This window comes from Rhizobium sp. CECT 9324, assembly GCF_918741265.1.
Taxonomy (GTDB): domain Bacteria; phylum Pseudomonadota; class Alphaproteobacteria; order Rhizobiales; family Rhizobiaceae; genus Allorhizobium.
Window position 1 is genome coordinate 988,123 of sequence record NZ_CAKKMZ010000001.1, and the last position, 16,600, is coordinate 1,004,722.

Here is a 16,600-nt window from a genome sequence, read left to right on the forward strand (position 1 = left end):
ACCTTGAGCCCCGATCAGGGATAGATCACGCCCTTGCGCAGGATCACATTGGCATAGAGACGCGGTTCGCCGGTCTGTACAATTGTATGGGCCGCCTTAACCCGGTTGTAGAAGTCGGCGCCAACCAGCGGCGTGACCGCGATTTTTGCCTCGTGGCGGGCGCAGCAGGCGATGATTTCCTCGTGCACCGGCTCGATCTGCTCGGGCTTGCCGCCAACGGTGGAACGGAATATCGCCTCGGGCACAAAGTCGTCGATCGGCATGACGCTCAACACCGCATTCAGCACCGGGACGATGTGGTGACCGTCGAGTCGGACCAGCCGGCGCCCATGTTCCAGCGCCGGATAGTTGCCATCGACAATGGCAATCTCGTCGCCATGACCCATGGCGCGCAGCGTCGCCAGAAGCTCGGGGCTCAGAAGCGGATCAATTCCCTTCAGCATGTTCTATTTCCTTGAACAACACGGTTTGGTCGATGAGGTAGCGGGCGAAGATCGGCAGGCTGGCACCACCGATGGCGCGCGCCTGGGCGCCGACTGCGCCTTCGATGATCTCGGGGATGACGACGCCTTGCAGGTCGAGGCGGTTGACCGCTTCGACGGTTGCCGTCACCAGGCGGCTGCGCACCCAGTCCGGGAAACCGCCATCGATGATGGCGGCAGAAAAGTCGATGATCGAGACGGCAGCGATGACGGCCTGCGCCAGGGCTGCTGCCGTATCCTGGATCCAGATTTCCAGCGGTTCACCGAAATCGATCCATTCCTCGGCCGCATACCAGAGCGGCTGCGGATCGATCCCGCGCTCGCGCAGCAGGTTTTCCAGCACGAAGATCGAAGCAATGTCGAGTAGCTGTCGGGTTTGCCCGTGTTTGTCGCGCACGGGCAGGGGACCGATTGCGCCCGCAGTGCCGGTGCGCCCGACAAACAGCGAGGAATTGACCACGATGCCGCCGCCGATGAAGGAGCCGATGTAGAAATACACGAAATCCGGATGCTGGGAGCCTGCGCCGAAGACAAGCTCTGCTCCGCAGGCGCTGGTCGCATCGTTGCGCAGATAGACCGGATGGCTCATTCGGCTGGCCACCTCGGCCTGCAGGTCGACAGTGCGCCAGATCTCCATCGCCCCCTCCGGCGCGCCGACTTCTTCCGCCCAGTTCCACAATTCGAAGGGGGCCGCAATGCCGATGCCGGCGATCCGGACCCGGTGTTCCGCGCTCATGGCCGCTTCCATCTCTGCGATGCCCTCGCAGATGAAGGGCAGCAGATGGTCGGGATGCGGATAGCGATAGGTGCGATGTTTCTGCATGCGAATCTGGCCAATGAAATCCATCAGCACCAGGTCCGCGCTGCGCCGGCCGATCTTTACCCCGAACGAAAATACCGCTTCCGGATTGAGATACATGGGAATGGAAGGCTGGCCGACGCGGCCACGTACCGGTTCGCCGCGCAAAAGCAGCCTGTCATTTTCCAGCGAGCGCATGATGACCGACACGGTCTGGGCCGACAGTCCGGTCATCCGGGCGATATCAGCCTTGGAGTACCCGCGGTTCTGCCGCACGAGGGACAGCACCAGCCGCTCGTTGTAGGCGCGCACGCGCACCTGGTTCGAGCCGCCGCCGGCACTCACCCTGGGCGTCTGTTCCGCCAGCTGTGCTTGATCATTCTGTGACACTTGAGGCCGCTCCTCCCGACCGCTCCCTTAGTAAGGCAGCCTTGGCAGAATGTCACAGCGATTTAATAATTCAATTGGATTTATTTATTGACAGCGAAAATGTTCTGATGTTCTAAATAGCGGTGTGGAGGAGCGGTGCCGGGTGGCGCCGAACCGGGCTGGTAATCATCGGCCCGGCCGACATGCGACGACCAGAGGAGCTGGTCGAACACTTTCGGGAGGAAATTATGAAGAAATCTCTGCTTACTGCTGCTCTGTCGACCCTTGCTCTTGGCGTTGTATTCGCCATGCCTGTGCAGGCCGCAGATGTATCGGCATGCCTGATCACCAAGACGGATACCAATCCATTCTTCGTCAAGATGAAGGAAGGCGCGACCGCCAAGGCGACCGAACTCGGCGTGACCTTGAAGACCTATGCCGGCAAAATTGATGGTGACTCGGAAAGCCAGGTTGCAGCGATCGAAACCTGCATCGCCGACGGTGCCAAGGGCATCCTGCTGACCGCGTCCGATACGAAGGGCATCGTTCCGGCGGTCCAGAAGGCGCGCGACGCCGGCCTGCTGGTCATCGCCCTTGATACGCCGCTCGAGCCGATCGATGCAGCCGACATGACCTTCGCGACCGACAACCTGCTCGCCGGCGAACTGATCGGCAAATGGGCCGCCGCCACCCTCGGCGATGCCGCAAAGGACGCCAAGATCGCCTTCCTTAACCTGACACCGTCGCAGCCGTCGGTCGACGTCCTGCGCAATCAGGGCTTCATGAAGGGCTTTGGCATCGACACCGTCGACATCAACAAGATCGGCGATGAAACCGATGCGCGCATCGTTGGCCACGACATCACCAACGGCAATGAAGAAGGCGGTCGTACCGCCATGGAAAACCTTCTCCAGAAGGATCCGACCATCAACGTCGTGCACACCATCAACGAACCGGCAGCCGCTGGCGCTTATGAAGCGCTGAAGGCCGTCGGCAAGGAAAAGGACGTGCTGATCGTCTCCGTCGACGGTGGTTGCCCGGGCGTGAAGAATGTTGCTGAGGGCGTCATCGGTGCGACCTCGCAGCAGTATCCGCTGCTGATGGCATCGCTCGGCATCGAAGCGATCAAGAAGTTCGCCGACACCGGTGAAAAGCCGGCGGCAACCGAAGGCAAGAACTTCTTCGATACCGGCGTGGCACTGGTCACCGACAAGCCTGCAACCGGCGTCGAGTCGATCGACACCAAGGCCGGCACGGACAAGTGCTGGGGCTGATCTCCAAAGACTGAGCCTGACGGCGAAGTCCTGACGGGAGAAAGCCTCCCGTCAGCCAAGGTGCGAAGCGCCCGGCCCACGCGGTGGCCCAACTCAGGCGACCGTAGGCCGGGCGTGTCCTTCGTGTAGAGAGAAATCCATAACGGCAGGGAGGATAACCCATGCAGCCGGCCAATCCCGAAACACGGACCGCCCAGGACTTCGAGAAGGTCCTGACCGAGAGTTCGACCAAGGTCGCCTCGTTCGAGCGCCAGGAACGCAGCGCTCTCGAGCATTTCCAGCACTTCTTGCATTCCAGCCCGGCAGCGGTTGCGTTGATCGTTCTGGTCCTGTCGCTTGCAGCCTTCGGCGCCATTCTCGGTGGAAAGTTCTTCTCAGCCTTCACGCTCACGCTGATCCTGCAGCAGGTCGCAATCGTCGGCATCGTTGGCGCGGCCCAGACCCTGGTAATCCTGACGGCGGGCATTGACCTGTCGGTGGGTGCGATCATGGTTCTGTCGTCAGTCGTTATGGGTCAGTTTGCCTTTCGCTATGGCCTGCCGCCATCTCTTGCCGTGCTCTGTGGCTTTGCTGTCGGAGCCGCCTGCGGTTTCATCAATGGCGTGCTTGTAGCCCGCATGAAGCTGCCGCCTTTTATCGTCACGCTCGGCATGTGGCAGATCGTGCTGGCGACCAATTTTCTCTATTCCGCCAATGAAACGATCCGAGCCCAGGATATCGAGGCCAGCGCGCCGATCCTGAAATTCTTCGGCGAGAACGTCCGCATGGGCGGTGCAGTTCTGACCTACGGCGTCATCGCGATGGTCCTGCTCGTCGCCGTGCTCTGGTATGTGCTCAATCACACGGCCTGGGGCCGCCATGTCTACGCGGTCGGCGACGATCCGGAAGCCGCGGAACTAGCGGGCGTCAACGTCAAGCGTATGCTGGTTTCGGTCTACACCCTGTCGGGTCTGATCTGTGCGCTCGCCGGCTGGGCCCTGATCGGCCGCATTGGCTCGGTGTCGCCGACGGCTGGCCAGTTCGCCAACATCGAATCCATCACGGCTGTCGTGATCGGCGGCATCTCGCTCTTCGGCGGACGCGGCTCCATTCTCGGCATGCTCTTCGGCGCATTGATCGTAGGCGTCTTCCAGCTCGGCCTGCGCCTGATCGGCACCGACCCGCAATGGACATACTTCCTGATCGGCGTCCTGATTATCTCCGCCGTTGCAATCGACCAGTGGATCAGAAAGGTAGCAGGCTGATGACCCGGGAACCAATTCTCACCGCCCGCGGGCTTGTGAAGCGCTATGGTCGCGTGACGGCGCTCGACAATGCCGATTTCGACCTCTATCCGGGCGAAATCCTTGCCGTCATCGGCGATAACGGCGCCGGCAAATCGTCGCTGATCAAGGCGATATCCGGTGCCGTACATCCTGATGAAGGCGAGATCCGGCTGGATGGCACGCCGGTGCAGTTCCGCTCGCCAATCGAGGCGCGCAAGGCCGGCATCGAAACCGTCTACCAGAACCTCGCCTTGTCGCCGGCGCTGTCGATTGCCGATAACATGTTTCTCGGACGGGAGATCCGCAAACCGGGCATCATGGGCTCGGTCTTCCGTGCGCTTGATCGCACCGCGATGGAGAAGATCGCCCGCGAAAAGCTGTCCGAACTGGGGCTGATGACCATCCAGAACATCAACCAGGCGGTGGAAACCCTGTCGGGTGGCCAGCGTCAGGGCGTGGCGGTCGCGCGCGCTGCAGCCTTCGGTTCCAAGGTCATCATTCTCGATGAACCGACGGCTGCCCTCGGCGTCAAGGAGAGCCGCAAGGTGCTGGAGCTGATCCTCGACGTACGCTCCCGCGGCATGCCGATCGTTCTGATTTCGCACAACATGCCGCATGTCTTCGAGGTGGCGGACCGTATCCATGTCCATCGTCTCGGCAAGCGCCTCTGCGTGATCAATCCGAAGGATTACACGATGTCGGATGCCGTCGCCTTCATGACCGGTGCCCGCGAAGCGCCGGTGACGGGCATTGCCGCATGAGCCTGCAACTGGAGACCCTTGTTGCTGAAATCGAGAAACGGGCGCAGTCCAGCGCCCGTTTCATCGTCGCCATTGCCGGACCGCCGGGCGCCGGAAAATCGACGCTCGCCGATCATCTCCACGAGCTGCTTGTCGCCCGCGGCCATGCCGCTACGATCCTGCCGATGGATGGCTTTCATCTCGACAATGCGATTTTGCAGGATCGAGGCCTGCTGTCCCGCAAAGGCGCACCGGAAACCTTCGATGTCCGCGGTCTGGGTGATATCCTGCACGCAGTCCGCGACGGCGGCGAAGTGCTGGTTCCGGTATTCGACCGCAGTCGGGAGCTTGCCATTGCCGCTGCCCGCTGCATTTCGCCGGACGATCGCATCATTTTGGCAGAAGGCAACTACCTCTTGCTGGATCAAAAACCCTGGAGCCTGCTCGCGCCACTGTTCGATTTCACTGTCATGGTATCGCCAACCATTAACGAATTGGAGCGGCGGCTCGTCGAGCGCTGGAAGGGTTTCGGCATGGCGCCCGACGAAATCGCCGTCAAGGTTGGCGGAAATGATCTTCCCAATGGACGCCTTGTCCTGCAGCATAGCCGGACCGCTGATTTCAATATCGATTTATTCTAGATATGACAACGACTTAGCTGGATTTTATCTGTGTAAATCCTTAAGTTCTAATTAAATCACCGATCGCTAAACTTGTATCTATTTGCTTCAGCGAATTTCAGCCTCCTCTTGATACAACTCCTCCATGAAAGATTAACGCTGACACCCATGTCGTGGCGGACATAGCCAACGGGATGGCTCGCTTTGAATCGGTGTCGGAAGGGGAGTGTGAAATGACAATACTGATCGTTGAAGACAACCCGACCAACGCGATGATCCTCAAGCATCTGGCGAAGAAGGTGACCGACGAGGAAATTCTGGTCGAACCGGACGGCGCGTCCGCATTGGCTCTGTGCCACAGTCATGCCTTTTCCATGCTGATCGTCGATCACATGCTCCCGGGTCTTTCGGGATTGCAGTTCGTCAAGGCTGTCCGCCTGATGGATCGCTACGCCGACGTGCCCGTGATCATGGTGACGGCTGACACGGAGCCGCGTCTGCGCGAAAGCGCCAAGGCCAACGGTGTGACCGATTTCCTGACCAAGCCTGTGGAAGCCGTAACCTTCCGCCAGCTCCTTGCCGACCATCTTGGCGGCAATACAGAACTCTCGAAATCGGCGTGAGCCGGGTCTGGATCTGAGGAAAGAGCCATGAAGCGCATTTTCGTCGCATTGCTGGCTACAGGCATGTCCGCCGCGGGTGCTCGCGCCCTGGACGCCCCCACGGGCCCGATCATCCTGACCATCACCGGGTCAGTCAGCAACACCAATATCGGCGACGTTGCAGCTTTTGACGCCGCCATGCTGGAAAAGCTGCAGAGCCGGAAGGCGATCGTAGAAACCCCATGGACGACGGGGCAGGTGACGTTCGAAGGTCCGTTGCTCAGTGCCGTACTCAAGGAAGCCGGCGCGTCCGGCACCACATTGACGGTGCGCGCACTGAACAACTATTCGTCTGAAGTTCCGATGTTTGACGCGGAGATCGCGACCATCCTGGCGACTCATCTTGACGGGCAACGCATGTCGGTGCGCGAAAAAGGTCCGTTGATGCTGGTGTATCCGTTTGACCTCGATCCGGGCCTCTACAACGAGAAGTATTTCTCCCGCTCTGTCTGGCAGATCAAGGAAATAGAGGTCGCCAAGTGATCAACCAGCGCGCGATAGCCAAACAGGTGGCCGGTGAGGGGGGCGTTGCCTTCATCCTGCAGATCCTGTGCGCTGTCTTGCTGTTTGTGCTGATCGTGCTTTTTGTCGATATCGCCCGCCAGTACCGGATCATGGAAGACGGTGTGCGGGAAAATGCAATGTGGTCTGTCTATCAGTTGGACCGCGAAATCAGGGCATTGGACGATAGCCTGGCCGACCTTCACCGTCAGCCCGCGACCGACAAGGTCTATAATGAGCTCGCACTGCGCTATGACATCCTGTATTCGCGCGTCGCCGTTGTTCAGGAGGCCAATTTCGGCAGTTATTTTGCCGACGATCAACAGATCCGCAACCGCATTGCCGACATTGCCGATGCAGTGCGTGCCCAGCAGCCACTGCTCGACCGTTATGCTGCTGGCAGGCTCCCCACGTCGCAGGAGATCGACGAGCTTGCCAAGGCTCTTGCTGCTCTGGCACCGATGTCGGAAGAACTGCTGATTTATACCAATGCCCGGCTCAGCCATGAGCGTGCCGATAGCCGCGATCTTATTCTAGGCCTGGAGCGGACCTCGACAGTCATGCTCGGTCTGCTGATGGCGTCCGTCATATTCCTGGTGGTGACGCTGAACCGCCAGCTGAGATCGGTGCGCGAAACCAGCCGAGACCTTGAGGCCATGGCCAGCCAGTTGTCTGAAGCCTATGAAGGGGCTGATGCCGGAAACCGTGCAAAATCGCAGTTCATGGCGACAATGGGCCATGAAATCCGCACGCCGCTCAATGCGATCCTCGGCATGTCCGAATTGCTGGAGCTTTCGGAACTGCCTGAAGACACACTTGAGAGCATCAAGACCATTCGGTCCTCAGGCGAGGCTCTGTTGGAGGTCATCAACGAGATCCTCGATTTCTCCAAGATTGAACACGGCAAGCTCGAACTGGAGCAGCGGGCATTTGATGTCTGTGGTCTGGCCCAAAGCACTGTCAGCATCATTCGGGGGCGCGCCGAGGATCACAAGAACACCGTGATTCTCGACCTGCCGGAATCGCTCAACAGCCTGTTTGTCAGAACGGATCCGACGCGCCTACGCCAGGTACTGCTCAACCTCTTGTCCAATGCGGTGAAATTCACCCATGACGGTACGGTCACGCTGCGCCTGCGCGAATTCTATCGTGATGGCAAGCTGATGATCCGTTTTGAAGTCGAGGATACCGGTATCGGCATCGACGAGTCTGGCCTCGACAAGCTGTTCAAACCTTTCTCGCAGGTCGATGCTTCGATCAGCCGTCGCTACGGGGGCACCGGCCTTGGTCTGACCATCTGCAAGCAGATTGTCGAAAAACTGGGTGGCGAGCTCGGCATGAGCAGCACAGTGGGTGTCGGCAGCATTTTCTGGTTCGAGTTGGCGGTCGTTCCCGTGAGCCGCGAAGACGTCAAGAAGCTGACGGCGGCACGCCACAGCGAGGACGAACTGCCACGCCTGAAAATTCTGCTCGTCGAAGACAACAGGGTCAATCAGATCGTCGCCACACGCTTTCTGGCAAGGCTCGGCCAGGACGTCGAGGTTGCCAATGACGGTGCGGAAGCGGTCGCCATCGCCCGCCAGCAGAAGTTCGACCTTGTGTTGATGGACATGCAGATGCCGGTCATGGACGGCATCGAGGCGACCCGACGGATCATCGCCGAGCGCGGTCCCTCTGTCGAGACGCCGATCATCGCGATGACCGCCAACGCTTCGGATGACGACCGTCGTCGTTGCCTGGATGCAGGCATGTCCGGTTTTGAATCGAAACCTGTCACCCTTGAAAGGTTGCGCAAGATGATTGCCGACGCAACGACCCCCGCCGAAGAAATGCAGCTTGGTGAAGCTCTGGACGTCGCGGCCGAGGCGCCGGGTCTGCCCCAGCCGGACATTATTGAGGTTATGCCGCTGACGGCCATGCCCGGCCTCGGCATCGAAGGGCTCGACGAGGCACGCCATGCCGAACTGGTCGACGCTCTGGGTGAGGAAGTTTTCCAGGAATTGGTTGAATCCTTCTTTGATGATGCGACATCGCTTCTGGATGATCTGAACAAGGCTCTGCAGAAGCCGGATCCGGAAAAGATCGATCGTGTTCTGCACACGATCAAGGGCGCGGCAGTGAATGTCGGGCTGAATGAAATCGCGGTGAAGGCGAATGCCCTGCGGGGTCATCCGCCATCGCCAGCACAAGTCGAATTGCTGGGCGAAGAAATCCTCGCCCTAAAATTTAAATTGGTAGCCTGAAAGGCACGGAGGCGTTCATGCGTATTTTGTTGGTTGACGACAATGCAACAAACCTGAAGCTTCTGACGAAGCTCGTCGGCAAGCTCGATAATTGTGAGGCCTTGACCTATTCCAGCCCGGATGCCGTTCTCTCGGCTTTGCCGGAGCTCGATTTCGACATCGCGATCATCGATTACCAGATGCCGGTCTACAACGGCGTGGAGCTTTATACCGAGATCGTGCGCTTCGAAAAATATGCCCAGGTGCCTGTCATTTTCGTCACCGGCGACAAGGACATGACCACCCGCATGGCGGCACTGAATGCCGGGGCGATCGATTTTTTGACTAAGCCGGTCAATCCTATCGAGTTCAATGCCCGGGTGCAGAACATCGTCAGCCTGGCTCGTGCCCGTCGCCAGCTTGCCGACCAGGCCGAATGGTTGCGCCGCGAGGTCGAGCGTGCCGTCGGCGAACTGCGCGAGCGCGAACAGGAAATCATCCACCGCCTGACGCTCGCAGCCGGCTACAAGGATCCGGATACCGCCCGCCACACCCTGCGCGTCGCCGCTTATTCCGAAGCGATCGCGGTCGAGCTGGGACTGCCACCACAGGTCTGCCACGACATCCGCCTGGCCGCCCCGATGCACGACATCGGCAAGGTTGCCATGCCCGATACCGTGCTCCTGAAGCAGGGTCGCCTGACCGAGGCGGAATACCGGCAGATGCAGGCACATGCCCAGATCGGCAGTGACATTCTCGGCCAGGCGCATTCGTCCCTCCTGCAGCTTGCCTCGGAAATTGCCGCCAGCCACCATGAACGCTGGGACGGCCAGGGCTATCCGAACCGGATCACCGGTTCGGCCATTCCGATCTCGGGCCGTATCGTCTGCATCGCCGACAATTTCGATGCGCTGACGACCGAGCGTCCGTATAAGCCAGCCTGGAGCTTCGAGCGTACTGCCGAGCATATTCTCGGCCGCGCCGGCACCCAGTTCGATCCGGATTGTGTTGCCGCCTTCGAGCGGGCGCTGCCGCGCATCCAGGCGATCATGGAACAGGACAGGCGGGAACAGGCCGAGGAGGCGGAACGCCTGGCACTCGCATCCGGCGATCATCGGGTGGCTTGAGAACCTTTGATCGTGTCTTCGAACGTGCTAAGGGCGGCAAGTTCTGCTCGTCCACGTTATCGATGCCGGAGGCACGTTCATGCGCTCACTGACTATCCGCCGCCCTGACGATTGGCACCTGCATCTGCGCGACGGCGCCATGATGGAAGGCGTGATCGGCGATACCAGCCGGCATTTTGCCCGTGCCATCATCATGCCCAATCTCGTGCCACCGGTTGTCACCACGGCAGATGCCCGCGCCTATCGCGAGCGTATCGTCAAGGCGATCCCGGCCGGCGACACATTCGAACCGCTGATGACCCTCTATCTCACCGAGGGCACCAATCCGGATGATCTGGAAGAAGGCAAGACAAGCGGGCTGATCACGGCGGTCAAGCTCTATCCCGCCGGTGCCACGACCAATTCCCATGGCGGCGTGCGTGATTTCGAAAAGGCAATGCCGGCGCTCGAGCGCATGGCGAAGATCGGTCTGCCGCTCTGCGTTCATGGTGAAGTGACCACGCCGGAGGTTGATATCTTCGACCGCGAGAAGGTCTTCATCGACACCGTTCTCGATCCGCTGCGCAAGCGCCTGCCGGAACTCAAGGTGACGATGGAACATGTCACGACATCCGATGGCATCGACTACATCAAGTCGGCCGACGCCAATCTTGCTGGCTCGATCACCACCCATCACCTGATCATCAATCGCAACGCCATCCTCGTTGGCGGCATCCGCCCGCATTATTACTGCCTGCCGGTCGCCAAGCGCGAGAGCCATCGCCTGGCGCTGCGCGCAGCGGCAACCTCCGGCGATCGCCGCTTCTTCCTCGGCACGGATTCGGCCCCGCACATCGATCCGCTGAAGGAATGCGGCTGCGGCTGCGCCGGCATCTACACCTCGATCAACACGATGAGCTGCCTGGCCCATGTCTTCGAACAGGATGATGCGCTCGACAGGCTGGAAGCCTTCGCCTCGCTCAACGGCCCCGCCTGGTATGGATTGCCCGCCAACGAGGAGACGATCACGCTCGTTCGTCGCGACGAGCCGGTCGATTTCCCGGCAAAAATCGAAACCGGTGCCGGCACGGTAACCGTGTTCGACCCCATGTTCCCGCTGCATTGGGACGTCGCCTGAGGCACGGATGACGCTCTGGCGCTTGTCAGCCAGATCGTGCCCGGCTAGTTTGCGGTCGGGCCGGATGCAGCCTGCCGCCCGCAGCGGAAACGCCATGGTGAATGCATCCCAACCTGTCTCATCCACCGGATCCCGGTAGCCAGATGACGAAGGGGTCAGCAACGCGGGCGCTGATAGCTCCATTCGTCTCTTGCAGAGGATGAAACATGCGTGATTTTCGCGATGCAAAGATCATGGCCAAATCGCTCCGTCAGCGTTTGACGGAACGCGGCCTGACAATCTCCCACAGTGAAGCGCTCGAACTCGTGGCCGAACAATTCGGCTTCGAAAACTGGAATATTCTGGCGGCAAAACTGGCCGTCGACGCGGGGCGGCCAACGCCTACCGCTGCGCAAATCGCGGCGCCCATTCCGATCTTCAGGATTTTCGATGTCGCCAAGGCGCGGGAGTTCTATTGCGACTATCTCGGAATGACGGTCGATTGGGAGCATCGTTTCGGCGAGGACCTTCCACTCTACCTTCAGGTGTCGCGGGACAGCCTCGTTCTGCATCTGAGCGAACATTCCGGCGACGCCAGTCCCGGTGCCCGTATCTTCGTCTGGGTGACTGACGTCGCGGCGATCCACAAGCAGATCACCGCACGAGCCTACCGCTTTCTCAAGCCCGGCCTGTCCGAGGCACCCTGGGGTCGCGAACTGCACCTGACCGACCCGTTCAGCAACCGCATCACCTTGTGCCAGAAGGCGGAAACCGCCGCAGAAGCCAAGTAGTGATGCAGATCCATCCCCCCGCTCCCCAATTGATGGTGGGGGGATGACACGTCAGAGTGTGACGAGCTGCGGCCAGAGGCCGGTAATGCCGACAAGGATCAGATAGATCGCCACGACATAGTTGAGCAGTCGTGGCATGACCAGGATCAGGATGCCTGCGATCAAGGCTATAATCGGCTGGATGGCGAGTGTGGCGTTCATTATGTCTTCGTCTCCTGGTTTTGAAAGTCTCGAACACAAACTCCGAGACAATGTCGGTGGCGATTTTCGGCGCGACAATCCCCGCCGAAGATGGCGGTTGCCGCGCCAAACAGGCCTGCGGCGGATTAACCCGAGCGAAGCCGTATTGTTCCATCGGCGGAACGCTATCGATCGTTTTGACGCAGACAGGCAAGGCAACCATCTGGCCTCGCCTGCCTCTTCCTGCTATGGGCGCAGGAACCGCATATCAAGGAGCGCCGGATGACCCAGACCACATTCACCGATCCTGCCGTCATGGCTGAACTCGTCGCCAAGATGCTTTGGGAAATCAAGGCGGTGCACTTCAACGCCAGCGATCCCTACAAGCTTTCCTCCGGCATGCGCAGCCCCGTCTACATCGATTGCCGCAAACTTCTGTCCTATCCGCGCGTGCGCTCCGCGGTAATGGATTTTGCCGCCGCCACCCTGATGCGCAATGCCGGCTTCGAGCAATTCGACTGCATCGCCGGCGGCGAGACGGCCGGCATTCCCTTTGCCGCCCTCCTGGCTGATCGCCTCGGACTGCCGATGATCTATGTCCGGAAAGCCCCCAAGGGCCATGGCCGCAATGCCCAGATTGAAGGCAACATGCCGGAAGGCTCGCGCGTCCTCGTCATCGAGGACCTGACGACCGCCGGCGGCAGCATGTTCAAGTTCATCGAGGCCGTTCGTGCCGCAGGTGGCATCGTCGACCACGGCATCGCACTGTTCTTCTATGGCATTTTCCCCGAGGCCGAACAGCGCTTCGAAGACGGCAAGGTCAAGCTCCACTACATCGCCACGTGGCGCAATGTTCTGGCAGTCGCCCGCGAGCAGAAACTGTTCGATGAACAAACCCTCTCGGAAGTCGAGGCCTTTCTCGATGCGCCGCTGGCCTGGTCGGGCCGCAATGGTGGGGTTTCGTCGCTCGCCTGAGCAATTGCTCGCAATCGCACTAGAAATCAGGCGCGACTTGGTTTAAATCGATTGAAACGGAAGTCTGGGAGGAGCTCGAGATGATCCTGTGTTGCGGCGAAGCGCTGATCGACATGTTGCCACGCGAAACCACGCTCGGCGAACGGGCGTTTTCGCCCTATGCCGGCGGCGCGATCTTCAACACGGCAATCGCGCTCGGCCGTCTCGGCATCGAGACGGGCTTCTTCACCGGCCTGTCCGACGACATGCTAGGCGACATTTTGCGCGACACGCTGAAATCCTCCGGCGTCGATTTCAGCTACTGCGCCACGCTCTCGCGCCCCTGCACGATCGCGCTGGTCAAGCTCACAAATGGCCAGGCATCCTATGCCTTCTACGATGAAAACACGGCCGGCCGGATGATCACCGAAGCCGATCTGCCGACGCTGGACGACAGCTGCGAGGCACTGCATTTCGGCGCGATCAGCCTGATCCCGGAACCCTGCGGCTCGACCTACGAGGCGCTGATGACGCGCGAGCACAAGACCCGTGTGATCTCCCTCGACCCGAACATCCGCCCCGGCTTCATCAAGGACAAGGCGGCCCACCAGGCCCGCATCGCCCGCATGGCTGACATGTCCGACATCCTGAAATTCTCCGACGAAGACCTCGACTGGTTCGACCTGCCGGGCACCCAGGACGAACGCGCCGCCTACTGGCTGACGCGCGGCGCCAAGCTCGTGGTGCTGACCAAGGGCGCCGAGGGCGCGACCGGCTACACCGCCAACTTCAAGGTCTCGGTCCCGTCCAACAAGGTCGAGGTGGTCGATACCGTCGGTGCTGGCGATACGTTTGACGCCGGCATCCTCGCTTCGCTGAAGCGTCAGGACCTGCTGACCAAGGAGAAGGTTGCGACGCTGTCGGAAGAGGCGGTTCGCGAGGCACTGACGGTTGGTGCCAAGGCGGCGGCTGTCACTGTGTCGAGGGCCGGGGCCAATCCGCCGACGGCGGCGGAGATCGGGTTCTGAGGAAGATCCTTACAGCTGTTCACCGAAAGGTTTGAAAATCCGTAACCTTGTCTGCAGCCTCTAGTGGTATCGATCCGACTGCGATGTATCGTGTGGCGATATAGAAGCAAGTGGATCTCAACGTGTTTGGACATGAATTTTTGCCGTCCCCAGAGTGGGCGGTGGGGAGCAAATACTACGCAATCTGGTTGGGCATCTTTATTGCTGCTTGTGCGTCCTGGGGTAGTTGGAAACTTTCGAAAACCCCACCCCACCCCACCCCACACCAAGCTTTATAAGTTCGTGGACTTTTATTTGTCCCGGCCAGGGTACCTTTCAAGAGAAGTACGCAAGAAGATTGGATTAGGACTCATTCCAGTAGCGGGTTTTTTGACAGGTTATGCCTTCATTACAGATCTGGTGCCCCTGTCGATCACAGTGACGCTTGGCGCGAAGACAGAACATTTCTACACGGTAGACCGCACCGGCATGGAGGCGGGATGCCGATCTGCGGTCTATCTTCGGGATATGCCATTCGCCAACGATCGCATATGTGAGCTACCTGATTGGTTTCGTATCTCGCTGAAACCTGGCAACGTCCTCGCAATAAAAGGAGTTGGAACAGGTGTGGGTATCTTTGTCGATGCAATTCGCGTAGTCGAGGGCAGCGCAACACCCTCAGGCATTTGACGCCACTACTAACTCTGGTCTGATCCGCCGAAGAATGTTGATCAATAGTGCCTGGTACGCAGTCCCGCCTCTGGCGAAGGAGGGAGAGCCGTGTGGATCTCAGTCACGCCCTTGGCGCAAAAAACTCTTCGGCGCGTCCGCCGACTTTCGGGAAAGGGTAAGCAGGGATTACCCCTGCCTCCGCCCAGCCAGCGCCCCAACCAGCCCTTCCGTCGAGCTGTCGTGCCCGGTCGCCGCCACCTTGCCCTGCACCACCGGCAACAACCCGGTCGCCAGTTCCTTGCCGAGCTCCACGCCCCACTGGTCGAACGAGTTGATCCGGAACAGCACGCCCTCGACGAAGACGCGGTGTTCGTAGAGGGCGATCAGGCGGCCGAGCGCAAACGGCGTCAGTTGGTCATAGACAAAGGTGATCGACGGCCGGTTGCCGGAAAACACCCGGTGCGGTGCGAGAAAATCGGCATCCGTGTCCGAAACACCCTTGGCGGTCAGCTGGCCCTTGGCCTCGGCCAGCGTGCGACCCTTCATCAGCGCTTCCGATTGCGCCAGGCAATTGGCGATCAGCAGCTCGTGCTGGTGCCGAAGCTCCGGTTCGAAGCCGTTGGCGGCGATCATGAACTCGGCCGGGATCACGCTCGTGCCCTGGTGGATCAGCTGGTAGAAGGCGTGCTGGCCATTGGTGCCCGGTTCGCCCCAGACGACGGGACCGGACGCGCCGGCAACCGGCTTGCCGTCGATCGTGACGCTCTTGCCGTTCGATTCCATGTCGAGCTGCTGCAGATAGGCGGGAAAGCGCGACAAGCGCTGGTCATAGGGCAGGATCGCGCGGGTCTGGTAGCCCAGCACATTGCGATGAAACACGCCAAGTGCGCCGAGCAGCATCGGCAGGTTTTCGCGGAAGGGTGCTGTGCGGAAATGCTCGTCCATCGCATGGGCGCCGTCGAGGAATTTACCGAAATTTTCAGACCCGATCGCGATCATCAGCGGCAGGCCGATCGCCGACCAGATCGAGTAGCGTCCGCCGACCCAGTCCCAGAATCCGAAGACGCGTGCCGCGTCGATGCCGAAGGCTGATACCTTGTCGAGCGCCGTCGAGACGGCGGCAAAGTGATGCCCGACCGAGGCCTCGCCGAGCGTTTCGGCAATGAAGGCCCGCGCCGTCTGCGCATTGGTCATGGTTTCGATCGTCGTGAAGGTTTTCGAGGCGACGATGAACAGCGTCGTCTCCGCCGAAAGCTGCTTCAGCGTATCGGCGATATGCGCGCCATCGATATTGGAAACGAAATGCAGTTTGGGGCCGTCATGGAACGGCGCAAGCGCAAGCGTCGCCATCACCGGACCGAGATCCGAACCGCCAATGCCGATATTGACCACATCCGTGATCGCCTTGCCGGTCGCACCCTTGATCGTGCCCGCACGAACACCCTCGGCAAACGCGCCCATGGCCGCAAGCACGCCGTTGACGTCAGCCATGACATCCCGGCCGTCGACCATGACCGGCCGGTTCGAGCGGTTGCGCAGCGCCGTGTGCAGCACCGCGCGGCCTTCGGTAAAGTTGATCGCCTCGCCGGAGAACATGGCCTCGCGCTTCTCGGCCACGCCGCCGTCGCTGCATAGCTGCTCGAGCAGCGCCATCACTTCGTCATTCACCGCGCATTTGGAATAATCCATCAGCAGGTCGTCGGTCGCGATGCTAAACCGGCTGAAACGTGCGCTGTCGGCAGCGAATGCCGCCCTGAGGTCGTCTGCATGGGTTGCGGCGACGGTGCTGGTCAGCTGATCGATGATGGCTTGCATGGACGGGTCCCCGTTTCGAAAACG

General features: G+C 60.2%; 17 protein-coding genes. 13 read left to right on the top strand and 4 right to left on the bottom strand.

Features of this window, described 5'->3' with window-relative positions:
* Positions 1 to 14 precede the first annotated feature (14 nt).
* Both LQ231_RS04715 and LQ231_RS04720 read right to left on the bottom strand, forming a co-directional pair.
* The gene (locus LQ231_RS04715; RefSeq protein WP_230170479.1) at positions 15 to 443 is read right to left on the bottom strand and encodes an RbsD/FucU family protein; all 429 of its coding nucleotides are present in this window, start codon (positions 441 to 443) and stop codon (positions 15 to 17) included.
* On the bottom strand, positions 427 to 1,671 hold the full coding sequence (locus tag LQ231_RS04720) for an ROK family transcriptional regulator (protein ID WP_230170480.1): 1,245 nt from the start codon (positions 1,669 to 1,671) through the stop codon (positions 427 to 429). The genes LQ231_RS04715 and LQ231_RS04720 overlap by 17 nt, the downstream gene beginning before the upstream one ends.
* A 227-nt stretch (positions 1,672 to 1,898) precedes the next feature.
* Here LQ231_RS04720 and LQ231_RS04725 point away from each other — a divergent pair, with 227 nt between their 5' ends.
* The 10 genes from LQ231_RS04725 (at position 1,899) to LQ231_RS04770 (ending at position 11,948) form a co-directional block, all read left to right on the top strand.
* Positions 1,899 to 2,924 (top strand): sugar ABC transporter substrate-binding protein, encoded by a 1,026-nt coding sequence (locus tag LQ231_RS04725; protein WP_230170481.1) that lies wholly within the window; start codon positions 1,899 to 1,901, stop codon positions 2,922 to 2,924.
* Positions 2,925 to 3,085: 161 nt separating this feature from the next.
* Positions 3,086 to 4,168 carry an ABC transporter permease gene (locus LQ231_RS04730; protein WP_113143132.1) on the top strand — a complete coding sequence of 361 codons (1,083 nt, stop codon included), beginning with the start codon at positions 3,086 to 3,088 and terminating at the stop codon, positions 4,166 to 4,168.
* Complete coding sequence (locus LQ231_RS04735; RefSeq protein WP_113143133.1) at positions 4,168 to 4,950, top strand: ATP-binding cassette domain-containing protein; 783 nt, start codon at positions 4,168 to 4,170, stop codon at positions 4,948 to 4,950. The genes LQ231_RS04730 and LQ231_RS04735 overlap by 1 nt, the downstream gene beginning before the upstream one ends.
* Positions 4,947 to 5,570, top strand: coding sequence for a nucleoside triphosphate hydrolase (locus LQ231_RS04740; RefSeq protein WP_230170482.1), 624 nt, complete (start codon positions 4,947 to 4,949; stop codon positions 5,568 to 5,570). The genes LQ231_RS04735 and LQ231_RS04740 overlap by 4 nt, the downstream gene beginning before the upstream one ends.
* Positions 5,571 to 5,782: 212 nt before the next feature.
* Complete coding sequence (locus LQ231_RS04745; RefSeq protein WP_230170483.1) at positions 5,783 to 6,172, top strand: response regulator; 390 nt, start codon at positions 5,783 to 5,785, stop codon at positions 6,170 to 6,172.
* Between the two features lie 27 nt (positions 6,173 to 6,199).
* Positions 6,200 to 6,694, top strand: coding sequence for a molybdopterin-dependent oxidoreductase (locus tag LQ231_RS04750; protein WP_230170484.1), 495 nt, complete (start codon positions 6,200 to 6,202; stop codon positions 6,692 to 6,694).
* Positions 6,691 to 8,955, top strand: coding sequence for an ATP-binding protein (locus LQ231_RS04755; protein ID WP_230170485.1), 2,265 nt, complete (start codon positions 6,691 to 6,693; stop codon positions 8,953 to 8,955). The genes LQ231_RS04750 and LQ231_RS04755 overlap by 4 nt, the downstream gene beginning before the upstream one ends.
* A 17-nt stretch (positions 8,956 to 8,972) precedes the next feature.
* The gene (locus LQ231_RS04760; protein ID WP_113143137.1) at positions 8,973 to 10,061 is read left to right on the top strand and encodes an HD domain-containing phosphohydrolase; all 1,089 of its coding nucleotides are present in this window, start codon (positions 8,973 to 8,975) and stop codon (positions 10,059 to 10,061) included.
* 79 nt (positions 10,062 to 10,140) lie between these two features.
* A complete protein-coding gene (pyrC, locus tag LQ231_RS04765) occupies positions 10,141 to 11,178 on the top strand; it encodes a dihydroorotase (protein WP_230170486.1) in 1,038 nt (345 codons plus the stop codon).
* A 206-nt stretch (positions 11,179 to 11,384) separates the two neighbouring features.
* Complete coding sequence (locus LQ231_RS04770) at positions 11,385 to 11,948, top strand: glyoxalase superfamily protein (RefSeq protein WP_230170487.1); 564 nt, start codon at positions 11,385 to 11,387, stop codon at positions 11,946 to 11,948.
* A gap of 51 nt (positions 11,949 to 11,999) precedes the next feature.
* Here LQ231_RS04770 and LQ231_RS04775 read toward each other — a convergent pair whose 3' ends face one another.
* Positions 12,000 to 12,152 carry a DUF3096 domain-containing protein gene (locus LQ231_RS04775; RefSeq protein WP_113143222.1) on the bottom strand — a complete coding sequence of 51 codons (153 nt, stop codon included), beginning with the start codon at positions 12,150 to 12,152 and terminating at the stop codon, positions 12,000 to 12,002.
* Positions 12,153 to 12,410: 258 nt separating this feature from the next.
* Here LQ231_RS04775 and LQ231_RS04780 point away from each other — a divergent pair, with 258 nt between their 5' ends.
* The 3 genes from LQ231_RS04780 (at position 12,411) to LQ231_RS04790 (ending at position 14,779) form a co-directional block, all read left to right on the top strand.
* Entirely contained in the window at positions 12,411 to 13,103 is a 693-nt protein-coding gene (locus LQ231_RS04780; RefSeq protein WP_230170488.1) for an orotate phosphoribosyltransferase, read from the top strand.
* An 80-nt stretch (positions 13,104 to 13,183) separates the two neighbouring features.
* The gene (locus tag LQ231_RS04785) at positions 13,184 to 14,110 is read left to right on the top strand and encodes a carbohydrate kinase (protein ID WP_230170489.1); all 927 of its coding nucleotides are present in this window, start codon (positions 13,184 to 13,186) and stop codon (positions 14,108 to 14,110) included.
* Positions 14,111 to 14,479: 369 nt separating this feature from the next.
* Complete coding sequence (locus LQ231_RS04790; protein WP_230170490.1) at positions 14,480 to 14,779, top strand: hypothetical protein; 300 nt, start codon at positions 14,480 to 14,482, stop codon at positions 14,777 to 14,779.
* Between the two features lie 168 nt (positions 14,780 to 14,947).
* Here the strand turns inward: LQ231_RS04790 and pgi are convergent, their stop codons facing one another.
* Entirely contained in the window at positions 14,948 to 16,576 is a 1,629-nt protein-coding gene (gene pgi, locus LQ231_RS04795) for a glucose-6-phosphate isomerase (protein WP_230170491.1), read from the bottom strand.
* Positions 16,577 to 16,600: the final 24 nt, after the last annotated feature.